The 21,973-nt window shown below is 63.9% G+C and carries 14 protein-coding genes and 1 pseudogene; 8 read left to right on the top strand and 7 right to left on the bottom strand.

Annotated elements, in window-relative coordinates:
* The first annotated feature begins 10 nt into the window (after positions 1–10).
* The 4 genes from F6S12_RS09530 (at position 11) to F6S12_RS09515 (ending at position 10,654) form a co-directional block, all read left to right on the top strand.
* Complete coding sequence (locus F6S12_RS09530) at positions 11–4,969, top strand: hemagglutinin repeat-containing protein (protein ID WP_315868861.1); 4,959 nt, start codon at positions 11–13, stop codon at positions 4,967–4,969.
* A 202-nt stretch (positions 4,970–5,171) separates the two neighbouring features.
* A complete protein-coding gene (locus tag F6S12_RS09525) occupies positions 5,172–5,798 on the top strand; it encodes a response regulator transcription factor (protein WP_123431289.1) in 627 nt (208 codons plus the stop codon).
* A 43-nt stretch (positions 5,799–5,841) separates the two neighbouring features.
* Entirely contained in the window at positions 5,842–7,584 is a 1,743-nt protein-coding gene (locus F6S12_RS09520) for a response regulator (protein WP_315868860.1), read from the top strand.
* A 121-nt stretch (positions 7,585–7,705) separates the two neighbouring features.
* Positions 7,706–10,654: an HD domain-containing phosphohydrolase gene (locus tag F6S12_RS09515; RefSeq protein WP_315868859.1), complete on the top strand. Its 2,949-nt coding sequence runs from the start codon at positions 7,706–7,708 to the stop codon at positions 10,652–10,654.
* Positions 10,655–10,659: 5 nt separating this feature from the next.
* Here the strand turns inward: F6S12_RS09515 and F6S12_RS09510 are convergent, their stop codons facing one another.
* Together F6S12_RS09510 and F6S12_RS09505 are read right to left on the bottom strand one after the other, a co-directional pair.
* The gene (locus F6S12_RS09510; RefSeq protein WP_011062515.1) at positions 10,660–11,142 is read right to left on the bottom strand and encodes a GAF domain-containing protein; all 483 of its coding nucleotides are present in this window, start codon (positions 11,140–11,142) and stop codon (positions 10,660–10,662) included.
* Positions 11,139–12,029 (bottom strand): ATP-binding protein, encoded by an 891-nt coding sequence (locus F6S12_RS09505; RefSeq protein ID WP_019092871.1) that lies wholly within the window; start codon positions 12,027–12,029, stop codon positions 11,139–11,141. Before F6S12_RS09505 ends, F6S12_RS09510 begins: the two co-directional genes overlap by 4 nt.
* A gap of 165 nt (positions 12,030–12,194) precedes the next feature.
* On the opposite strand from F6S12_RS09505, the gene F6S12_RS09500 reads away from it, so the two are divergent.
* On the top strand, positions 12,195–14,516 hold the full coding sequence (locus F6S12_RS09500) for a response regulator (RefSeq protein ID WP_011062517.1): 2,322 nt from the start codon (positions 12,195–12,197) through the stop codon (positions 14,514–14,516).
* Here F6S12_RS09500 and F6S12_RS09495 read toward each other — a convergent pair.
* The 3 genes from F6S12_RS09495 to msrB all read right to left on the bottom strand — a co-directional run bounded on the left by F6S12_RS09495 (position 14,500) and on the right by msrB (position 15,940).
* Positions 14,500–14,961, bottom strand: coding sequence for a MarR family winged helix-turn-helix transcriptional regulator (locus F6S12_RS09495; RefSeq protein WP_077934590.1), 462 nt, complete (start codon positions 14,959–14,961; stop codon positions 14,500–14,502). The two genes, F6S12_RS09500 and F6S12_RS09495, sit on opposite strands and share 17 nt — an antisense overlap.
* Entirely contained in the window at positions 14,958–15,443 is a 486-nt protein-coding gene (locus F6S12_RS09490; protein WP_015636530.1) for a glutathione peroxidase, read from the bottom strand. The genes F6S12_RS09495 and F6S12_RS09490 overlap by 4 nt, the downstream gene beginning before the upstream one ends.
* A 104-nt stretch (positions 15,444–15,547) precedes the next feature.
* The gene (gene msrB, locus F6S12_RS09485; RefSeq protein ID WP_011062520.1) at positions 15,548–15,940 is read right to left on the bottom strand and encodes a peptide-methionine (R)-S-oxide reductase MsrB; all 393 of its coding nucleotides are present in this window, start codon (positions 15,938–15,940) and stop codon (positions 15,548–15,550) included.
* A gap of 224 nt (positions 15,941–16,164) precedes the next feature.
* On the opposite strand from msrB, the gene F6S12_RS09480 reads away from it, so the two are divergent.
* Both F6S12_RS09480 and htpX read left to right on the top strand, forming a co-directional pair.
* Complete coding sequence (locus F6S12_RS09480; RefSeq protein WP_011062521.1) at positions 16,165–17,376, top strand: pyridoxal phosphate-dependent aminotransferase; 1,212 nt, start codon at positions 16,165–16,167, stop codon at positions 17,374–17,376.
* Between the two features lie 301 nt (positions 17,377–17,677).
* Positions 17,678–18,565, top strand: a complete 888-nt coding sequence (gene htpX / locus F6S12_RS09475; protein WP_015636531.1) for a protease HtpX — start codon at positions 17,678–17,680, stop codon at positions 18,563–18,565.
* Positions 18,566–18,628: 63 nt separating this feature from the next.
* Here htpX and F6S12_RS09470 read toward each other — a convergent pair whose 3' ends face one another.
* On the bottom strand, positions 18,629–19,297 hold the full coding sequence (locus F6S12_RS09470) for a thiopurine S-methyltransferase (protein ID WP_011062523.1): 669 nt from the start codon (positions 19,295–19,297) through the stop codon (positions 18,629–18,631).
* A gap of 102 nt (positions 19,298–19,399) precedes the next feature.
* Between F6S12_RS09470 and F6S12_RS09465 the strand changes: the two genes are divergently transcribed.
* The gene (locus tag F6S12_RS09465; protein WP_041119386.1) at positions 19,400–20,167 is read left to right on the top strand and encodes a DODA-type extradiol aromatic ring-opening family dioxygenase; all 768 of its coding nucleotides are present in this window, start codon (positions 19,400–19,402) and stop codon (positions 20,165–20,167) included.
* A 91-nt stretch (positions 20,168–20,258) separates the two neighbouring features.
* Here F6S12_RS09465 and F6S12_RS09460 read toward each other — a convergent pair.
* Positions 20,259–21,966: pseudogene (locus F6S12_RS09460) on the bottom strand (DEAD/DEAH box helicase).
* Between the last annotated feature and the right edge of the window lie 7 nt (positions 21,967–21,973).

Raw genomic sequence — 21,973 nt, 5'->3', positions numbered from 1 at the left:
CGAGGTTCTCATGCCTGACAACACTCACAGGTTCCACCTTTCGCCCCAGGGCACATTGCGCTGGACCATCGCCGGCCTGCTGCTGGTCTCCCATCTGCCCCTGGCCCTGGCCGGCGGGATCACCGTGGCCGAGGGGCCCGGCGGCATCCCCCAGCTGCAAAACCAGGGTGGCGTACCCATCGTCAACATCGTCGCGCCCAATGCCGGCGGCCTGTCCCACAACCAGTTCCTGGACTACAACGTCGGGCAACAGGGCGTGGTACTGAACAACGCCTTGCAGGCCGGGCAGTCGCAGCTGGCCGGGCAACTGGCGGCCAACCAGCAGTTCCACGGCCAGGCGGCCAGCGTGATCCTCAACGAAGTGATCAGCCGCAATGCCTCGCAACTCAATGGTGCCCAGGAGATCTTCGGCCGTGCCGCCGACTTCGTGCTGGCCAACCCCAATGGCATCTCGGTCAATGGCGGCAGCTTCATCAACACCCCCAATGCCAGCCTGGTGGTGGGCCGCCCGGAACTCCAAGACGGCAAGCTGCAAGGGCTCAACACCCAGGATGCCCACGGCCAGTTGGCTATCCAGGGCGGTGGCCTGCGCAACGCCGAGGGTTCGATCAATCTGATCGCCCCGCGCATCGACAGCCAGGGCGCCCTCAAGGCCCGGGACCAGTTGAATGTCACCGTCGGTCGCAACCAGCTGGACTACCCCAGCGGCCAGGTGCGTAACGTCGATCCGGCAAGCCGCACCCAGGAGCAGCGCATCGACGCCAGCCTGTTCGGTGCCATGCAGGCCGGGCGGATCAATATCGTCAGCACCGCCGAAGGTGCCGGGGTGCGTGTCGGCGCCGTCCAGGTGGACGGCCGCGACGGGGTCAAGCTGAGTTCCGCCGGTGACCTGGACATCCGTGGCCAGGCCGTGGACAACAGCCTCGACGCGATCCGTGCCGGGGTCAGCAGCCAGGGCGACATCGAGCTGCACGGAGCCAAGGACCTAACCCTGGCCGCCACCGATGTCAGTGGCCGCAACGTCAAGCTCGACGCCGGGCGCAACCTGACCCTGAGCAGCATCGAAAGCCGCAAGCTCCAGGAAAAACGCCAGCAATGGGAAAACAGCACCATCGGCATCACCTGGGAAACCTACGACAGTACCCACACCGACAGCGACAGCCGCCAGCACGGTAACAAGGTCGTCGCCCGGCAGGATGCCGAGCTGAATTCCGGCGCCAGCACCCAGATCCAGGGCAGCAGCGTCGAGGCCGGCAATCGCCTGAGCGCCCAAAGCGGCGGCGACCTGCGCCTGACCGCTGCCACCGAGACCCACACCCAGCGTGACCAGGGCCAGCATCGCAAGCACCTGTGGAAGGAAAACTGGGACAACGCCAGCAGCGAGCAGCGCACCGTCACCAGCCAGCTCAAGAGCGGCAAGCAGCTGGAACTGACCAGCCAGCAGACACTGCAACTGCAGGGCGCCGAGCTGCACAGCCAGGGCGATATCCTGCTGAGCGCCAAGGACGTCGACATCACCAGCGCCAGCCGCCAGCAGAGCCAGAGCAACCAGCGCTACTCCGGCGACCTGGTGGGCGGTGGCTTCTTCGGCAAGAACGCCGACGGCGACCAGGGCAAGACCCAGAACCAGGGCAGCAAGGTCAACGCCGACGGCAAGCTGATCGTGCGCGCCGACAGCGTACGCATCAGCGGCAGCCAGGCCCGCGGCGGCACCGAGGCCAGCGTCATCAGTGACAAGGGCGCGCTGACCATCGACGGCGTGCGGGACACGTCCCACAGCAACAACCACAGCAAGGACAGCAAGTTCTTCGGCATTGCCAAGGACGAGAGCCGCCAGCAGAACAAGGGCAGCACCACGGTCGGCAGCCAGTTGCGCTCGGACAGCAACCTCAAGTTGCAGAGCGCCGAGGACCTGACCGTCAGCGGCTCCCAGGTCGCCGCAGCAGGGGCACTGGACGCCAGCGCCAAGGGCACGATCAAGGTCGCGGCCGCCGAAGACACCCAGCACGACAGCAGCAGCACCCAGAAGCGCGGCTTCGACGCCTACGCCAAGGAAAATGCACCGGGCACCGGCCAATACAGGGCCGGGGTGCGCTACCAGGATCAGCAGCGCAACGACAGCAGCGACAGCACCCGGCAACAGGCCTCCAGCCTCACCGGCGGCACCCTGGCGGTCACTGCCGGCGAAGATCTCAAGGTGCAAGGCAGCGACCTTGCGGCCACGGCCGGCGATGCCAGCCTGAGCGGCAAGCATGTGCAGTTGCTGGCCGCGGACAACACAACCGAGAAGCACAGCGACAGCACCACCACCGGCGGCGGCTTCTATTACACCGGCGGCCTGGACCGGGCCGGCAACGGCGTGGAAGTGGCGCACAACAGCAGCCAGGACAACAGCAGCAAGAGCACCGCGCAAACCAGCAACATCGGCGCCAGCGGCAACCTGACCATCAACGCCGGCAACCGCCTGACCACCGAAGGGGCCCAGGTCAAGGCTGGCGGTACCTTGCAGGTCAACGCCAGCGAGGTGGTGAACAAGGCCGCCCGCAACAGCGAAACCAGCCACCACCAGGATAACAACTGGGCAGTGGATGTCGGCGCCAACGTCGAATACAAGGGCGTCACGCGGCCGATCGAGAAGGCCATCCAGGGCGTGGCCCAGCGCAAGTTCCATCAACCGGGAGTACTCGATGCCCTGGAACAGCCCAACGTCGGGCTGGACGTGGACGTCAGCCACCAGAACCGCCAGCTGGACAGCAGCAGCGGCACCGCGGTGGTCAGCCAGTTGAGCGGTGGCCAGGTCGAGGTCAAGGTCAAAGGCCAACTGCAGGACCAGGGCACCCAGTACCGTGCCACTGATGGCGCGGTGAAAATCAGCGCCGACAGCCTGCTGGCCAGCGCCGCCAGCAACAGCACCAGCAGCAGCGAACAGGCCCTGGATGCCAAGGCAGGCGTGCGGGTCTACACCAATACCGGCGAGGACCTGAACATCCGCGGCAGCGGCGCCGGTGGCAGCAGTACCGTCACCAGCAGCAAGGACCAGGCCCAGGTCGGCAGCTACAACGCCAGCCAGGGCGTGGACATCCAGCTGGCCGGCGACGGGCGCTTCGAAGGCAGCCAGTTCAATGGCGGCCAGGGTGGCGTGAAGCTCAAGAGCGGCGGTGAACTGGCGCTGAACCAGGCCAATGACCGCCAGAGCAGCAGCAACTCCAGCCTGCGTGGCGACGCCTCGCTGACCCTGGGCACCACCCCGGGCAGCAACGGCAGCAACCTCAACCTGGGTGCCGGTGTCCAGCTGGACCACAAGAGCCTGGAGCAGCAGGACAGCCAGGCGCGGGTTGCCAGCATCCAGGGCCAGGGCCCGGTGCAGCTCGACAGCGGCGCCAACCTGACGCTGCAAGGCACGCAGATCGGCAACGCGGCACGGCCTACCGGCGATATCCGCCTGGGCGCTGGCGGCAAGCTGGACCTGCAAGCCGCCGTGGACACCCACACCAGCCGGGGCAGCAACCTGGGTGGCGGGCTCACTGCCGGTGCCAGTAAAACCAGCAGCGAGCAAAGCAGCGGCAAGAGCGTCAACCTCAGCGCCAACTTCAACATTGGCCGGGTCTCTGAAAACGACCAGAGCCAGCGCGGCGCGCAACTCTACAGCCAGGGCCAGGTCCTGCTGGGCAGCGCCGCCACAGGCGACGACGCGATTCACTTGCAGGGCACCCGGATCGATGCCGGCAAGGTCGTCCTGGATGCGGCCCAGGGCGGCATCTTCCAGGAGTCGGCGCACTCTACCCAGGCCCATGACAACTGGGGCCTGACCCTGGGCGCCGGTGGCAGCATGGGCAAGACCACCCTGGCCGATGCCAGCGAGCACGACTCGCCGAAAATCGACCGCGGGATCAACGCCCGGGCCAAGATCGACGTCGACCAGCGCCAGAGCACTACCCAGCACAACAGCCTGATCAAGGCCGACCAGGTGGTCCTCAACAGCGCCGGCAACGTGCATCTGGCTGGGGCCAACATCGACGCGCAACGGGTCGACGGAGCCATCGGTGGCCGCCTCGACATCGAAAGCCGCCAGGACCGCCTGCGCAGCACCCAGGTCAATATCGACGCCAAGCTGGAGGTGGCGAAGAACCAGCCCGGGCTGGTGGACAAGCTGGCCAAGCCGGCCGGCCCACTCAAGGACGACCTGAAGGCCAAGGCCGAGAAAGGCTTCGACAAGCACCGTGAGAAACTGGAGAACGCCGTCGACAAGGGCGTCGACAAACTCGGCTCGGCCAAGGACAGCGTGGTCGCCCAGGCCAACAACGCCAAGGAACGCCTGGGCGAGAAGCTCAGCCGCAGCGGCAGCTACGACGTCAACCCCGAGCCCCGTGGCGCCTTTGGCAACGGTGTGGACAAGGCCAAGAGCTACCTGGCCGACAAGGCCGACGCCGTGGGCAATGGCTTCTCCAGCCTCAAGGAACGTTTCTGGCCGAAAACCAGCGACAGCTACTCGGTCAGCGAGAAGAACACCACCGGCAGCAAGGTGGCCAACACCGCAGAAGGCGTACTGTTCGGCGACAAGAGCGGCAACACCTCCTACACCCCGACCTTGAACCTGGGCTTCAGCCATGCTGGCAAGGACAGTGTGGAGCAGGCCTCGGGCATCCTTGGCCAGCAAGGGGTGAACCTGCGGGTCAGCGGTGAAACCACGCTCACCGGTGCACGCATCGGTGCCAGCGAGGGCCGGGTCGACCTGGGGGGCTCCAAGGTCACCAGCAACGCCCTGGCCGGCTCGGACTACCGTGTCGACGCCGGGCTCAACCTGTCCAAGTCACCGGTCAACCTGGCCCTGGGCGCCGGTAGCGAGCTGACCCGCAAACAGGACGAGGCCACCAGCAAGGACCAGGTGTTCAACCTCGGCCCGCTGCGTGTCGGCGGCCACAGCAACAGCCAGCTGCTGCAAGCCGGTATCGATCAGAAAACGCCATGAGGTCATGGCCGCCCTCCTTCCTGGGAGGGCGGCCTGGGTGCCCCACCCTGTTGAACTTCCATTAGATGCCACCCGCCTGTAATCCCTCCCCTTATTCTGTGTAAGGCGCTTCCTAGATTGCGTCTAACCGCACTTTCGCCACTTTTCCCCTCCACCAGCTGGGCTAACGTTCGGGCTTTCCATTGGTCGGCTGGAGGCCTGTATGGGCTCGGTACTAATCATTGATGATCATCCCGTGGTGCGCATGGCCATTCGCATCCTGCTGGAGCACGAGGGGTATTCGATCGTTGGTGAAACCGATAACGGCGTCGATGCACTGCAAATGGTCCGTGATTGCGAACCGGACCTGGTCATCCTCGATATCTGCATTCCCAAGTTGGACGGGCTGGAGCTGCTGGAGCGCCTCGGCAACATGCCGAAGCCCTCGCGGATCCTGGTCCTGACCGCCCAGTCCGCTGCCCTGTTCGCCAACCGCTGCATGCGCGCCGGGGCTTGCGGCTACGTCTGCAAACAGGAGGACATGAGCGAGCTGCTCAGCGCCATCAAGGCAATCTGCAGCGGCTACAACTACTTCCCCAGCCAGGCCCTGCAGGTTGACCGCATCACTTTTGGCTCGCCACTGGAGTTGGCGCAGTTCAACTCACTCAATGACCGGGAATTGATGGTCCTGCAGCTGTTCGCCATGGGCCAGACCAACAAGGAAATTGCCGCCGGCATGTTTCTCAGCAACAAGACCGTCAGCACCTACAAGAAACGCATCATGCAGAAACTGGCGACCACCTCGATGAGTGAGCTGGTGGACATGGCCAAGCGTAACGCATTGATATGAACCGCCAGCCAGCCCCTTCCCCGATGTGCCGGGTACCCTGGCCATGACCCCGGCCCTGCTGCCGATGGGCGTTGCTGCCCTGCTGTTGCTGTCGATTGCTGCCGGGCTGGGCCTGGCCTGCCTGTACCGGCAACTGCGCCAACACCGGCAACAGGTCCAGGCGCTGCAACAGACGGTGGCAACCCTGGGCACCAGCCTGCAGCAGGCCGAGCGGGCCAACCGCCTGAAAGGCCAGTTCCTCGGCCACCTTGGCCATGAGATCCGCACACCACTGAACGCCTTCATCGGCCTCCTGGAACTGGTGCTGCAACGCACCGAGGACGGCTCAGCCAACCGTGGTTCCCTGGAGCTGGCCCTGGGTGCCGCCAGTGACCTGCGGGAGCTGCTCGGCGACCTGCTGGACATCAGCCGGATCGAGTCCGGGCAACTTCAACTGAACCCGGCCTGGACCTGCCTGAGCCACAGCGCCGAGGCAGTGCTGGGGGTGTTCCAGGCCCTGGCCCGGCAGAAGAACCTGGACCTGAGCCTGGAGTTCCAGGCCCCATCCCCCGAACCCCAGGTACTGGTAGATGGCCTGCGTTTCAAGCAGATCCTGACCAACCTGTTGAGCAATGCCCTCAAGTTCACCCGACAGGGCAAGGTGCAGGTCAAGCTGCAATTGCTGCCGGCGGCGCGCCCCGGGCACTTCGACCTGCTGCTGCGGGTGCTGGACACCGGCATCGGCATTCCCCCACAGGAGCGCCAGCGCCTGTTGCAGCCCTTCGCCCAGGTGGAACCGACCAGCCAGTCGCCACGGGACAGCAGTGGCCTCGGCCTGCCCATCAGCCATCAGCTTTGCCTGCAGATGGGGGGCAGCCTGAGCCTGCACGGCCGCACGGGCCCCGGATGCGAAGTGCAGGTCAGGCTGACCTTGCCCGGCCGCACGGCCGTCGCCCCCAGGCCCGTCGCCGCCACGCCGGCTGCTGCCCAACTGCCGCTGGATGTGCTGCTGGCAGACGATCACCCTGCCAGCCTGACCTTGCTGCAAGGGCAACTGGAGCACCTCGGGCACCGGGTCACCTGCGCCGGGAACGGGTTGCAGGCCTATCAGCTATGGCACGAGGGCGACTTCGACCTGCTGATCGTCGACTGCAACATGCCCTTGATGAATGGCTACCAACTGGCCGAGGCCATACGCCGCAGCGAAGGCTCCGGGCCGGCGGTCAACCTGATCGGCTGCAGCGCCAGCAACGACCCGCAGACGCATCAGCGTGGCCTGGATGCCGGCATGCACGATTGCCTGTGCAAGCCCTTGGGGCTGGAGTTGCTGGGCTCACGCCTGGCGACGCTGCACCCCCTGCCAAGGCCGGACAGTTTCAGCATCGAGGCCTTGTTCACCCTGACCCATGGCAAGCCGCAGCTTGTCCGGAGCATGCTGGAAAAACTGTCGCAGTGTTGCCGTGAGGATCGCCACCTGCTGGGGAGGATCCCGCCCGACGATTTCACCGCCCTGCTGGAGCTGGCCCACAAGATCAGGGGCTCGGCGCTGATGGTCCGGGCCACCCCCTTGCAGAACTGCTGTGAAAACCTGGAGCGGGCTTGCCTGGAACGGGCCGGGGCTACCGTCATCAGCACCGCTGTGCGCGCCCTGGACCTGGCCCTGATACGCCTTGCCCAATCCTTGCACCGACATCTCGAAGGCCAGGCTCAATCGCAACCTGCGCCGCCCCTCGAAGCAACCCAGCCTGCCTCTTGCCAGGAAAATAGCAAAAGGCCAGTATTGCCTCGCCGTCAGCCACACCCATGAAACCCGTAGCAACGGTTTCCTCGACCCCCTCGGTCCCCCGGTAAAGCCAAGGCAGGCGATGCCAGCCTTAACTATGCTTGGGTCCTGAGCCATGCCTCGTGTGCCTTTGGAGTGAATTGGAATGCTGAGCCCCCCTGCCTTAGCACAACGCCGCTTTCCTCTGCATATCCATATCAGTGCAATGTTCACCTTGCTGTTGCTCCTGACGGGTGTGGTGCTGGGCCTCTACAACTACCAGCAGACCACGCGGCTGATCCTCGACAGCAGTGAAAAGCTTTTCCAGCGCATCGAGCTGGATGTACGCAGCGACGTCAAGGCCACCTACGATCCCATGCGCCATCTGCTCAGCCTGCTGGCGGGCTCGCCAGCGGCCCAGGCGGCGAACCTGGAAGACCGGCTGACCCTGCTGCGACCTTTCAGCCAGGCCCTGCTGGACAACCCGGACCTGGCTTCGCTGTACCTGGGCTACGCCAATGGCGATTTCTTCATGGTGCGGCCACTGCGCAATCCGCAGATCCGCGAGAAGCGCCAGGCCCCGCAAAACAGCGCCTACGAGGTGTGGAGCATCGAACGCGACTCCCGCACCGGCCAAGTCCATTCCCAATCGCTGTTCTATGACCCCGCGCTGGTATTGATCGACCGCCTGGAGCACACCGACGAGCGCTACGACCCACGTAACCGCGACTGGTTCTCCAGCGCCCGGGGCGACGCCGACCAGATCACTACCCGCCCCTATGTGTTCTTTTCCACGCAGAACGTCGGCACCACCCTGGCCCGGCACAGCGGCAAGATGGCCGTGATCGCCGCCGACCTGACCCTGGAACAGCTGTCCTCGACCCTGGCCAAGCACCGCGTCACACCCTCCACCGAGGTTGCCCTGCTGGATGACCAGGGCAACGTCGTGGCCTACCCGGACAGCCAGAAGCTGCTGCCCGAACAACGCAGTGCGCGGCTGGTCAAGGCGAACGATCTGAGCCCGGCGCTCGCTGCCCTGATGCGTGGCCAGACCGAAGGCGGCCATCTGCAGGCCCAGGGGCGCAGCTGGATTGTCGCCAGCGGCCATATCGCCGAGGGTGGCCCCGGCGGCTTGCAGTTGGCGCTGCTGGTGCCCGAGGACGAACTTCTGGCCGACGCCTATCGCCTGCGCTGGCAAGGCGCGCTGATCACCCTCACCACTCTGCTGCTGTGCCTGCCCCTTGGTTGGTTGATCTCCCGGGTCCTGGTACGGCCGCTGCACGCCCTGGTGCAGGAGGCCGACGCGATCCGCAGTTTCGATTTCGACTATCCGGTTTCCCGGCGTTCACCGGTGCTGGAAGTTGATCAACTGAGCATCTCGATGGCGCGGATGAAAGACACCCTGGCGAGCTTTTTCGAGATCAACGCCAGCCTGTCCGCCGAAACCCGTTTCGACCCGCTGCTGCAACGGGTGCTGTTCGAGACCGTGAAGATCGCCCAGGCCCAGGCCGGCCTGATCTTCCTCTGTGAAAGCAAGGGCACGCGCCTGGAGCCCCATGGGCTGATCATCGATGGCCAACCCCAGGACATGACGCAGTTCCCCATCGGCTCCCGGGAACTGGCGGACAGCCGGACTCCCGAGTGGCTGAGCCAGCTGACCCACAACGACAGCGTGGTCACCACCCTGGGATTCGATCAGGCCGCAGACCTGCAGAGCGTGTTGCTGGCCCTCGACAGCCCCAGTGCGCACCTGGTGGTCATCCGCCTGCGCAACCGGCACAACGAAACCATAGGCATGCTCCTGCTGTTCCTGGTGGACAGCGGCGCCGAGGCCGACCTGGACAAACTCAGCCCGGACCGCATCGCCTTTATCCAGGCCGTGTCCGCCACCGCCGCCCTATGCATCGAGAGCCAGCGCCTGCAGAACAAGCAGAAACAGTTGCTGGATGCCTTTATCCAGTTGCTGGCCGGGGCCATCGACGCCAAGAGCCCCTACACCGGCGGCCACTGCCAGCGGGTACCGGCCTTGACCCTGATGCTGGCCGAGGCGGCCGCCGCCAGCCAGGACCCGCGATTCGCTGCCTACCAGCCCGGCGAGGACGAGTGGGAAGCCTTGCACATCGCCGCCTGGCTGCACGACTGCGGCAAGGTCACCACCCCGGAATACGTGGTGGACAAAGCCACCAAGCTGGAAACCCTGAACAACCGCATCCACGAAATCCGCACCCGCTTCGAGGTGCTCAAGCGCGACGCCTGGATCGACTACTGGCGCGCCCTGGCCCTGGGCGGCGACGAACAGCCTCTTGCCGCCGAGCGCGAGGCCCGGCTGCTGGCCCTGGACGATGACTTCGCCTTTGTCGCCCGCTGCAACATGGGCACCGAATTCATGGCCGAGGCCGATCAGCAGCGCCTGCAGCGTATCGCCCAGCGCACCTGGAGCAGGACCCTGGACGATCGCCTGGGGGTTTCCTGGGAGGAGAACCAGCGCCAGGAACGCACCCCGGCGCCGAGCCTGCCGGTGCTGGAACCGCTACTGGCGGACAAGCCCGAACACCTGCTGGAGCGCAGCGCCACGGAAGTCATGGCGGCGGACAACCCCTGGGGCTTCAAACTGCAGGTGCCCAGCCACAAGTACAACCGTGGTGAGCTGTACAACCTGAGCATTGCCCGGGGCACACTGACGGCCGAAGAACGCTATGTGATCAACCACCACATCGTGCAGACCATCATCATGCTCGAGCACCTGCCCTTCCCCAGCCACTTGCAGAACGTGGCGGAGATCGCCGGCGGCCACCACGAGAAGATGGACGGCACCGGCTACCCCAAGCAGCTCAAGCGCGAACAGATGAGCCTGCCCGCGCGGATGATGGCCATCGCCGACATCTTCGAGGCCCTGACGGCGGCAGACCGCCCCTACAAAAAGGGCAAGACCCTGAGCGAGGCGCTGAACATCATGGCCATGATGTGCCGCGATGCCCATATCGATCCCGAGCTGTTCGAGCTGTTCATCCAGCAGCGGATCTACCAGCGCTACGCGGAGCGTTTCCTGACGCCGCAACAGGTCGACCCGGTGGACCAGGATTCACTGCTCAAGAAGGCGGGCTTGAGCACCTGAGGGCTTCAGCAGTCGCTCAGGCGCAGAAAGATCGCCGCCAGTTGCTCGATTCCCGCCTGGTCGGCAACACCGAAGCGCGCCAGCTTCGGGCTGTCCAGGTCGAGCACGCCGATCAACCGGCCGTCCTTGACCAGCGGCACCACCAGCTCGCTGTTGGAGGCGCTGTCACAGGCAATGTGCCCGGCAAAGGCGTGCACATCTTCCACCCGCTGGGTCTGCAGAGTCGCCGCCGCGGTACCGCAGACGCCGCGGCCAAACGGAATCCGCACGCAGGCGATCTGCCCCTGGAACGGCCCGAGCACCAGCTCCTGGTTGCGGTTGAGGTAGAACCCCGCCCAGTTCAGGTCCTCCAGCTGGCTATAGAGGAAGGCTGAGAACTGCGCGGCGTTGGCGATGAAATCACGCTCATCGGCCAGCAGCGACTCCAACTGCGCGCACAGCAGCCCGTAACCGTCCAGGCCTTGGCCGGCGCTTTGCAAATCGATCATGCTTTTTGCTCCAACAACTGCAGGCCCACCCAATAGCGGGCAAATTGATAGGCACAACGGCCATTGCGGTTGCCCCGGCCGGTGGCCCAGCGTACCGCGAGGATGTCAAGTTCTTCGTCACGCTGCCAGTCGAGGCCGGCCTTGCGCGCCAGTTCGCCGATCCAGTGCTCCACCACGTTGAGGAAGTGCTCCTGGGTGAAGGGATAGAACGACAGCCACAGGCCGAAACGGTCCGACAGGGCGATCTTGTCTTCCACGGCTTCACTGGGATGCAGCTCGCCGTCGACGCGCTTCCAGTTCTCGTTGTCGCTTTCCTTTTCCGGCACCAGGTGCCGGCGGTTCGAGGTGGCGTACAGCAGCACGTTCTCCGGGGCCTGCTCCAGGGAGCCGTCGAGCACGCTCTTGAGCACCCGGTAATCGCCCTCGCCGGCCTCGAACGAGAGGTCGTCGCAGAACAGCACGAAACGCTGGGGCAGCTTGACCAGCTGTTCCACCACCCGCGGCAGGTCCGCCAGGTGGTCACGCTCGATCTCGATCAGCCGCAGGCCGCCCTTGGCGTGCTCGGCCAGCAGGGCCCGTACCAGGGAAGACTTGCCAGTGCCACGCGAACCCCAGAGCAGGGCATGGTTGGCTGGCAGGCCGTCAAGGAACTGCTGGGTGTTGCGCGCCAGTTGCTCACGCTGCTTGTCGACCCCGATCAGGTCGCTCAGGCGCATGTCCAGGCTGACTTCCAGCGGCAGCAGGAAACCGCTGCGCCCTTCACGCTGCCAGCGGGCCGCCAGGCACTGATTCCAGTCGATGGGCTGGCGCAGGGTGGGCAACAAGGGTTCAATCCGCGCCAGAACCGCATCGGCACGTTCAAGAAATGCATTCAATCGAGCATCCACGACTTTTCCTCAGGCACGTTCAAGGTAATGATGCGGCACACAGAGCAAACGCAATCCCGATCAAGGGGTCTATCGCTTTATCAGCTGCTGCCCGGCCAGCCCGGCAACCAAAAATGATCAGCTATGCTTGCGCAGCGAAGGGAAACGAAAGTGGTTCAACCCCCCATGGATATCAAGTTCACCAACCGCCTGTCCTATAAACAGGCCCGGCTCACCGTGCTGGTGGGTTTCATTCTGGGGACCGCGCTCAGTCTGCTGCAAATCGGCATCGATTATGCCAGCGAAGACGCCTCCATCAATCGTGAAATCCAATCGCTGCTGGAAATCAGCCACAATCCGGCCTCGCGCATCGCCTACAACATCGACGCCGAGTTGGCCCAGGAATTGACCCTGGGCCTGCTGCGCTCCCCGGCGATCATTCGCGCGCAATTGATCGACAACAACAATACCCTGCTGGCCAACGTCGAACGGCCACCGCAACAGAGCCGCTATCGGGCCATCAGCGACTTCCTGTTCGGCGCCGATCGCCAGTTCGAGGATCGCCTGTATCTGAGCCACCTGCCGGAGGAGTCCCTCGGCACCCTGCACCTGGATGTGGATACCTACGCCTTCGGCAGCCGTTTCCTGCGGCGTGCCGAAGTCACCCTGATCAACGGGTTCGCCCGCAGCCTGATCCTCACCGGGATTCTCCTGGCGCTGTTCTACGTGATGCTGACCAAGCCTTTGGTGCGGGTGATCCGCGAGCTCAGCAGTCGCGACCCGCGCAGCCCGAAACAGGCCAAGCTGGACTTTCCCCATGGCCACGAGAACGACGAGGTCGGGGTGCTGGTCAAGGTGGCCAACCAGCAGTTCGACATCATGGCCACCGAGATCCAGCAGCGACGCAACGCCGAAAACCGCCTGACCGAATACCTCGGGCAGCTGGAGAACATCGTCTCGGCCCGCACCACCGAGCTCAAGGCCAGCAATGCCCGGCTCAGCCAGTCCAACGAGGAACTGGAGATCGCCCGGCGCACTGCCCTGGACATGGCCCAGGCGCGGGCGGCGTTTCTGGCCAACATGAGTCACGAGATTCGCACCCCGCTCAATGGCCTGCTGGGGATGATCGCGCTGTCCCTGGACAGCCCGCTGAACCCCGAGCAGCGCCAGCAGCTGTCGATTGCCCATGACTCCGGCAAGGTCCTGGTGGAATTGCTCAACGATATTCTCGACATGTCCAAGTTCGACGCCGGGCAACTGGAGCTGGAGCGAATTCCCTTCGATCTCGGGGTACTGGTGGAGGACACCGCCAACCTGCTGTCGCAAAACGCCGCGGCCAGCGTGGAGCTGGCCTGCCTGATCGCCCCGGACTTCCCCGCCCTGGTACTGGGGGACCCGACCCGAGTGCGGCAGATCGTCAGCAACCTGCTGTCCAACGCCCTCAAGTTCACCCGTTTCGGCCGCGTCGATGTGCGCCTGAGCACCCTGGGCGACGGGGTGCGCATCGAGATCTGCGACACCGGCATCGGCATCGCCCAGGAAGCCCAGGTGCGCATCTTCCAGCCCTATACCCAGGCCGGCGCCGGCATCACTCGCCAATACGGCGGCACCGGCCTGGGCCTGGCCCTGACCTACAACCTCTGCGAAGCCATGGACGGCCGCCTGAGCATCAGTTCGGAAGTCGGCTTCGGCAGCCAGTTCTGCGCCGACCTGCCGCTGCCCTGCCACACTCCGGCCGCCCCGCCGCCGGCGCTGGCCGGGAAGATCATCGCCATCACCGAGGCCGGCAGCGGCCTCGCCGAGCTGCTGGCCAGCCTGCTGCCCAGTTGGGGCCTGAGCTATCAGCGCTGTGATATCGAGGATTCCCTGGCCGGCCTCGACCCCGACCTGCTGATCACCGACTGCCCGGAATGCCTGTTCGGCCTGCGCCCGGCGATCCGCGCGCCAATCCTGCTGGTGACCGCCTATGGCAGCTTCCTGCCCAGCGAAGAGGCCAACGCCCTGGCGCCACTGCAACAGCAGGCCCGGCCCCTGGCGCGCAATGCGTTGTATCAGACCCTGCGACGCTCGTTGCTGGGGGAAACCATCACCCTCAACGACGCCCAGCTGGAAATGCCGGTGCAACGGCGCCGGGCGGACATTCTGCTGGTGGAGGACAACCCGGTGAACCAACTGGTGGCCAAGGGCATGCTGAGCAAGCTCGGCTGCGCGGTGACCGTGGCCGCCCATGGCGCCGAAGCCCTCAACCAGTTGGAGCTGCATCGTTTCGATCTGGTGCTGATGGACTGCAACATGCCGGTCATGGATGGCTACGAAGCCAGCCGGCAGATCCGGCGCAGCGGGCGCTGGCCGGATCTGCCGATCATCGCCCTGACTGCCAACGCCATGCCCGAGGAGCGTGAACGCTGCCGCGCCGCCGGCATGAGCGACTACCTGGCCAAACCGTTCCGTCGCGAGGAACTGATCGCCCTGCTCGACCTCTGGGTGCCGACTACGACAAAGCTTTGATCTGCTGCAGCAACTGATCCAGGCCGTCGCGCAACTGATCGAGGTTATCCAGATCGATCCCGCTGTCGCACAGCAACGCCGCCTTCAGCGGCGGCACCTGCTCACGCAGCGCCAGGCCGCGCTCGCTCAAGCTCAAGTGCACCTCGCGCTCGTCGCGCCCGGACCGCTGGCGCTGCACCAGTTGCAACTGCTCCAGACGCTTGAGCAACGGGGTCAGGGTCCCGGAATCCAGGGCCAGGCGCTCGCCCAGGGCCTTGACCGTCGGCAGGGACGGAGGCGTTGCCTGCCATTCCCACAGCACCAGCATCACCAGGTACTGTGGGTAGGTCAGGCCCAGGCGGTCGAGCATCGGCTTGTAGCCACGGACCACCGCCCGCGAGGCGGCGTACAGCTTGAAGCACAGCTGGGAATCGAGTTTCAGTGAATCCACGGACAGGTCGTTCATTTGAGCAGGGCTTCGATCTCGCGGCTCAGGTCCTGGGGTTTGGTTGCCGGAGCGAAACGCTTGACCAGCTTGCCGTCCTGGCCGATCAGGAACTTGGTGAAGTTCCACTTGATGCCTTGGGAGCCAAGCACGCCGGGTGCGCGCTTTTTCAACTGAGCGAACAGTGGATGGGCCCCGGCGCCATTGACCTCGATCTTCTTGAACAGCGGGAAACTCACACCGTAGTTGAGCTCGCAGAACTCGGAGATCGCCCCTTCGTTGCCTGGTTCCTGCTTGCCGAACTGGTTGCAGGGAAAGCCCAATACCACCAGCCCCTGGTCCTTGTAGGTCTGCCACAGCTCTTCGAGCCCCTTGTATTGCGGGGTGAAGCCGCACTTGCTGGCAGTGTTGACCACCAGCACGGCCTTGCCGGCGAAGTCCGCCAGGGTCTTTTGTTCACCCTTGATGGTGGTGCAGGGAATGGTCAGCAGTGAGTCGGTCATGACGGCAACTCCATGTGTGGAAGTAAGAGGCAGCAAAATAGCGCTCAATTAAATTGCATGCAATTTAATTGAACAAAAGGCGATTCCGAAGAATCGCCAACCGGTCAGCGCGGCACCAGGTCCAGGCACACCGAGTTGATGCAGTAACGCAGGCCGGTGGGCGGCGGGCCGTCCGGGAACACGTGGCCCAAGTGCGCGTCGCACTTGGCGCAGACCACTTCGGTACGGATCATGCCGTGGCTCATGTCACGGATCTCCACCATGGCGCTGTCGGCAATGGGCTCGTAGAAACTCGGCCAGCCACACCCGGAATCGAACTTGGCCTTGGAATCGAACAGCGGCTCATTGCAGCAGATGCAGTGATAGACCCCATCGGTCTTGGTGCCGTTGTACTTGCCCGAGAAGGGCCGTTCGGTGCCCTTGAGCCGGCAGACGTTGTACTGCTCCGGGTCGAGCATCGACCGCCATTCTTCCAGGGTTTTTTCCAGCTTTTCCATGGTCCTTCCTCTGCAACGGAAAAAGCCCGATCTGTGTCTTTTCCACGGATCGGGCGGCACGTATGATTGCGCCTCGTCAGACGCCAGTCTGGCAGCCGCGTTACACCCATTCAAACGGATTTTGCCGCAGCCGGTGCAGGTTACAGGCCGGTGTGACACGGCAGGATTCCCAGTACGGTAGTTCATCCTCCGCCTGGATCGTTCATTTTCGGGAACACATCGCCATGCAGGTCAGCAAATCGAACAAGCTCGCCAACGTCTGTTATGACATTCGCGGCCCAGTGCTCAAGCACGCCAAACGTCTGGAAGAGGAAGGCCACCGCATCCTCAAGCTGAATATCGGCAACCCGGCGCCCTTTGGTTTCGAAGCGCCGGACGAAATCCTCCAGGACGTGATCCGCAACCTGCCCACCGCCCAGGGCTACAGCGACTCCAAGGGCCTGTTCAGTGCGCGCAAGGCGGTGATGCAGTACTACCAGCAGAAGCAGGTGGAAGGCATCGGCATTGAAGACATCTACCTGGGCAACGGCGTCTCCGAGCTGATCGTGATGGCCATGCAGGCCCTGCTCAACAACGGCGACGAAGTGCTGGTGCCGGCCCCCGACTACCCGCTGTGGACCGCCGCGGTGAGCCTGGCCGGCGGCAACCCGGTGCACTACCTGTGCGACGAGCAGGCGAACTGGTGGCCGGACCTGGCCGACATCAAGGCCAAGATCACCCCGAACACCAAGGCCCTGGTGATCATCAATCCGAACAACCCCACCGGCGCCGTGTACCCCAGGGAAGTGCTGCTGGGCATGCTGGAGCTGGCCCGCCAGCACAACCTGGTGGTGTTCTCGGACGAGATCTACGACAAGATCCTCTACGATGACGCCGTGCACATCTGCACCGCCTCGCTGGCCCCGGACCTGCTGTGCCTGACCTTCAACGGCCTGTCCAAGTCCTATCGGGTAGCCGGTTTCCGTTCCGGCTGGGTGGCCATTTCCGGTCCCAAGCAGCACGCCCAGAGCTACATCGAAGGCATCGACATGCTGGCCAACATGCGCCTGTGCGCCAACGTGCCCAGCCAGCACGCCATCCAGACCGCACTGGGCGGCTACCAGAGCATCAACGACCTGGTGCTGCCCCCGGGCCGCCTGCTGGAACAGCGCAACCGCACCTGGGAACTGCTCAACGACATTCCCGGAGTCAGTTGCGTCAAGCCCATGGGCGCGCTGTATGCCTTCCCGCGGATCGACCCGAAGATCTGCCCGATCCACAACGACGAGAAGTTCGTCCTCGATCTGCTGCTCTCGGAAAAGCTCCTGGTGGTGCAAGGCACGGCCTTCAACTGGCCATGGCCGGATCACTTCCGCGTCGTGACCCTGCCGCGGGTGGATGACCTGGAGCAGGCCATTGGTCGGATCGGCAGCTTCCTCAAGTCCTACCGCCAGTAACGGAAAAATCGCAGTGCGATCCTTCTCTGGTCGCACTGCGATTAATTCAGCAACACATCTTCACTGCCCTGCTCCACTCCCCTTCTATAAGCTTGCACTTTCCGTCCTGCCCACTGTCACACGTCTGCACCGCAGCCGGGTGGCGGCCGCCCTGGCGTTGGCTCATGGCGTTGAACTACAAGCGTCTAGACCCGGCCTATGCGACACAGTTTGAAATAGAAGCCGTATTGAATAGGCGGTTGCCGCACCTTATATACCCCGCAGTACGCTACATCTTTAGCTTGAGGAGATTTCTACAACCATGATGCGAATCCTGCTGTTTTTGGCCACTAACCTTGCGGTCGTGCTGATTGCCAGCATCACCCTGAGCCTTTTCGGCTTCAACGGGTTCATGGCGGCCAATGGGGTTGATCTGAACCTCAATCAGCTGCTGATTTTCTGTGCGGTCTTCGGTTTTGCCGGTTCGCTGTTCTCGCTGTTCATCTCCAAGTGGATGGCGAAGATGAGCACCAGCACGCAGATCATCACCCAACCGCGCACCCGCCATGAGCAATGGTTGCTGCAGACCGTCGAGCAACTGTCCCGCGAAGCGGGCATCAAGATGCCCGAAGTGGGTATTTTCCCAGCCTATGAGGCCAACGCCTTTGCCACCGGCTGGAACAAGAATGATGCGCTGGTAGCCGTCAGCCAGGGCCTTCTGGAACGTTTTTCGCCCGATGAAGTGAAAGCCGTGCTGGCCCACGAGATCGGCCACGTCGCCAACGGTGACATGGTGACCCTGGCACTGATCCAGGGTGTGGTGAACACTTTCGTGATGTTCTTCGCACGGATCATCGGCAACTTCGTCGACAAGGTGATCTTCAAGAACGAAGAAGGCCAGGGCATCGCCTACTACGTGGCGACCATCTTCGCCGAACTGGTTCTGGGTATCCTGGCCAGCGCCATCGTCATGTGGTTCTCGCGCAAACGCGAATACCGCGCCGACGAAGCCGGCGCCCGTCTGGCCGGCACCAACGCGATGATCGGCGCGCTGCAGCGCCTGCGTTCGGAACAGGGCCTGCCGGTGCACATGCCCGACACCCTGAATGCCTTCGGCATCAACGGTGGCATCAAGCAGGGCCTGGCTCGCATGTTCATGAGCCACCCTCCGCTGGAAGAGCGTATCGAGGCCCTGCGTCGTCGCGGCTGATCCAGTGCAAGGCAATACCCAAAAGGGCGACGCAAGTCGCCCTTTTGCTTGGCCGCCAAAAACCTATCTCGCGGCACCCTGCTTGCTCAGGCGATAGACCCTCTCCACCAGCCGGGTCACGCCACCCTGGAGAAACTTCCAGCTCTCGCCAAGAATGTCGCGCTCCGTTTCTACCTGCAGTTGCCAGACGCCCCCCAGACGTTGCCGGACCTCATCGTCGAGCACCGCAAATGGCGGGCCGTCCAACTGCTCCTGGGCGTAATCCATGGTGATCAGCAGCCCCTTGCTGCCATTCGGCAACAGGCCATTGAGGTGAGCGGCATAGCGCTGTCGCATGGGCGAGGGCAAGGCAATCATGGCTGCACGGTCATACAGGGCCGTGCAATCAGCGGTGTCCTCGGCGGTCAGGGCAAAGAAATCACCGCACCAGAGCTCAATGGGCCCGTGGGCGTAGACCTTGAACACCCCGTGCTGGCTGATTTGCGGCTGCAACTGGTGCTCACGAAAGAAATCCTCCACCGCCTTTTCCGCCAGTTCGATGCCCAGCACCTCGAACCCTTGGTCGGCAAGCCAGATCAGGTCCAGGCTCTTGCCGCACAAGGGCACCAGCACGCGGCTTTGCGCCGCCAGGCCCAAGGCCGGCCAGTACTGCTGCAGGTAAGGGTTGACCTCGGCCAGGTGAAAGCCGATCTGATCGCGCTCCCAGCGCTTTTGCCAAAAGTCCGCTTGCATGAGAAGTCCTTAAAATTCGATAAAAAAGCGCTAAAACTTATATTAGATTTAGATCATTGATCTGATTGAAGATGGCGCATCTTAACCTTCAGGAGCCTCTTCATGCTTCCCAGCCTGTTCATCTCCCACGGCTCTCCCATGCTGGCGCTGGAACCCGGCGCCAGCGGCCCGGCCCTGGCTCGCCTGGCAGCCGAGCTGCCACGGCCCAGGGCGATCCTGGTGGTCTCGGCCCACTGGGAAAGCTCCGATCTGCGGGTCAGTTGCAACCCGCACCCGGAAACCTGGCACGACTTTGGCGGCTTCCCCGCCGCGCTGTTTGCCGTGCAATACCCGGCCCCGGGCGATCCGGAACTGGCAGCCCAGGTAGTGGAGCTGCTCCAGGCCGAAGGCCTGCCCGCCCAACTGGACAGCCAGCGCCCCTTCGACCACGGCACCTGGGTACCGCTGTCGCTGATGTACCCGCAGGCGGACATCCCGGTGGTCCAGCTGTCGCTGCCCAGCCGCCTGGGCCCGGCCCTGCAGACCCGCATCGGCCACGCCCTGGCCAGCCTGCGGGAACAGGGCGTGCTGCTGATCGGCTCCGGCAGCATCACCCACAACCTGCGGGACCTGGACTGGCACGCTGGCCCGGAAAGCGTCGAACCCTGGGCCAAGGCCTTTCGCGACTGGATGATCGACAAGCTGGCGGCCGATGACCAGGCGGCCCTGCATGACTACCGCCAGCAGGCACCGAATGCCGTGCGCAGCCACCCCAGTGATGAACACCTGCTGCCGCTGTATTTCGCCCGGGGCGCCGGTGGCGAATTCAGCGTGGCCCACCAGGGCTTCACCCTGGGCGCCCTGGGCATGGACATCTACCGATTTGGCTGATGGCCGCCAGCTCCAAGGCAAATGACAGGCAAAAAAAATCCCCGAACCAGTCGGGGATTTTTTATGCCTGATCAATCAGCCCAGGGGCCGATCAATCTTCGCGATAGCGACGCAGCTTCAGTTGCTTGCCGGCAACGCGAGTGTCCTTGAGCTTGGTCAGCAGACGGTCCAGACCATCCTCCGGCAGCTCGACCAGGCTGAAGCTGTCACGCACCTGGATGCGGCCGATAGCTTCACGGGCCAGGCCGCCTTCATTGAGGATCGCGCCCAGAAGGTTCTTGGCAGCGATGCCGTCACGGGCACCCAGCGCGGTACGGCAGCGTGCACGACCTTCGCCCAGAGGCATTGGCGCGCGACGCTCACGGTCACCACGATCAGGACGGTCACCGGAACGCTCAGGACGATCGCCACGTGGAGCGCTGTTGGGCACCAGTGGACGCTCTTTCTCGATCGCGGCCAGGTTCAGCGCTTGACCGTTGGTAGCCTTGCGCAGCAGGGCTGCGGCCAGGGCACGCGGGCTGCAACCGATGTCGGCGGTCAGGCGATCGAGCAGATCACCGTGGGTCGCTTCAGCATCAGCCACCAGCGGCGACAGGCTGTTGGTCAGCTTCTTGATGCGGGCATCGAGAACGGCTTGGGCGTCGGGCAGGCGAACTTCGGCAACCTTCTGACCGGTTACACGCTCGATCACTTGCAGCATGCGGCGCTCACGTGGAGTCACCAGCAGCAGCGCGCGGCCTTCGCGACCGGCACGGCCGGTACGGCCGATACGGTGCACGTAGGATTCCGGGTCGTACGGCATGTCCACGTTGAATACGTGGGTGATGCGCGGTACGTCCAGACCACGGGCGGCTACGTCGGTCGCCACAACGATGTCCAGGCGGCCATCCTTGAGGGAGTCGATCACGCGCTCACGCTGGTTCTGGGCGATGTCGCCGTTCAGCGCAGCGGCTTTGTAGCCTTTGGCTTCCAGGGCACTGGCCAGGTCCAGGGTCGCTTGCTTGGTGCGCACGAACATGATCAGGGCGTCGAAATCTTCAACTTCCAGCAGGCTCAGAACGGCAGAGGTCTTCTGGTCGGCGTGAACCAGCAGGTGAGCCTGCTCGATCGCGGTGACGGTCTGGGTCTTGCTCTGGATCTTGACGTGTTTCGGGTCCTTCAGGTGACGCTCGGCGATGGCCCGGATCGACTGCGGCAGGGTGGCCGAGAACAGTACGGTCTGGCGGGTCTCCGGCATGGCCTTGAAGATCACTTCCAGGTCATCCATGAAGCCCAGCTTGAGCATCTCGTCGGCTTCGTCGAGAACCAGGTGGTTCACGGTGGCCAGGACTTTTTCGTCGCGACGCAGGTGGTCGCACAGACGGCCCGGAGTGGCGACAACGATCTGTGCGCCATTACGGATTGCTTTCAGTTGTGGGCCCATCGGCGCACCGCCGTAGACGGCCACAACAGTCACGCCCGGCATTTGCTTGGCGTAGGTTTCGAAAGCGGTTGCTACTTGCAGCGCCAACTCACGGGTTGGGGCCAGGATCAGAGCTTGCGGCTCGCGCTTGGACGGATCAATGCGGTGCAGGATAGGCAGGGCAAAGGCAGCGGTCTTACCGGTACCGGTTTGCGCCTGACCAATCATATCGTGACCGGCAAGGATGATCGGGATCGACTGCTGCTGAATAGCCGAAGGCTCTTCATAGCCGGTAGCGACTACTGCAGCGACAATATTGGGATGAAGTTCAAGAGCGGCGAAGCCGCCGATTTCCTGGGTCATGGGTCTGCCTCTAAGTGCATCCGCAAAGACCCATGCTCCAA

This window comes from Pseudomonas sp. JV245A (genome assembly GCF_032424515.1).
Classification (GTDB): Bacteria; Pseudomonadota; Gammaproteobacteria; order Pseudomonadales; family Pseudomonadaceae; genus Aquipseudomonas; species Aquipseudomonas protegens.
Note: the sequence above shows the minus strand (reverse complement) of the source record. Positions and strands in the feature narration are given on the sequence as shown.

What these genes read in the sequence shown, in the direction of transcription:
- F6S12_RS09530 (WP_315868861.1), top strand. Translation starts at nt 11, where the DNA reads ATGCCTGACAACACTCACAGGTTCCACCTTTCGCCCCAGGGCACATTG.
- F6S12_RS09525 (WP_123431289.1), top strand. Translation starts at nt 5,172, where the DNA reads ATGGGCTCGGTACTAATCATTGATGATCATCCCGTGGTGCGCATGGCC.
- F6S12_RS09520 (WP_315868860.1), top strand. Translation starts at nt 5,842, where the DNA reads ATGACCCCGGCCCTGCTGCCGATGGGCGTTGCTGCCCTGCTGTTGCTG.
- F6S12_RS09515 (WP_315868859.1), top strand. Translation starts at nt 7,706, where the DNA reads ATGCTGAGCCCCCCTGCCTTAGCACAACGCCGCTTTCCTCTGCATATC.
- F6S12_RS09510 (WP_011062515.1), bottom strand. Translation starts at nt 11,142, where the DNA reads ATGATCGATTTGCAAAGCGCCGGCCAAGGCCTGGACGGTTACGGGCTG.
- F6S12_RS09500 (WP_011062517.1), top strand. Translation starts at nt 12,195, where the DNA reads ATGGATATCAAGTTCACCAACCGCCTGTCCTATAAACAGGCCCGGCTC.
- F6S12_RS09495 (WP_077934590.1), bottom strand. Translation starts at nt 14,961, where the DNA reads ATGAACGACCTGTCCGTGGATTCACTGAAACTCGATTCCCAGCTGTGC.
- F6S12_RS09490 (WP_015636530.1), bottom strand. Translation starts at nt 15,443, where the DNA reads ATGACCGACTCACTGCTGACCATTCCCTGCACCACCATCAAGGGTGAA.
- msrB (WP_011062520.1), bottom strand. Translation starts at nt 15,940, where the DNA reads ATGGAAAAGCTGGAAAAAACCCTGGAAGAATGGCGGTCGATGCTCGAC.
- F6S12_RS09480 (WP_011062521.1), top strand. Translation starts at nt 16,165, where the DNA reads ATGCAGGTCAGCAAATCGAACAAGCTCGCCAACGTCTGTTATGACATT.
- htpX (WP_015636531.1), top strand. Translation starts at nt 17,678, where the DNA reads ATGATGCGAATCCTGCTGTTTTTGGCCACTAACCTTGCGGTCGTGCTG.
- F6S12_RS09470 (WP_011062523.1), bottom strand. Translation starts at nt 19,297, where the DNA reads ATGCAAGCGGACTTTTGGCAAAAGCGCTGGGAGCGCGATCAGATCGGC.
- F6S12_RS09465 (WP_041119386.1), top strand. Translation starts at nt 19,400, where the DNA reads ATGCTTCCCAGCCTGTTCATCTCCCACGGCTCTCCCATGCTGGCGCTG.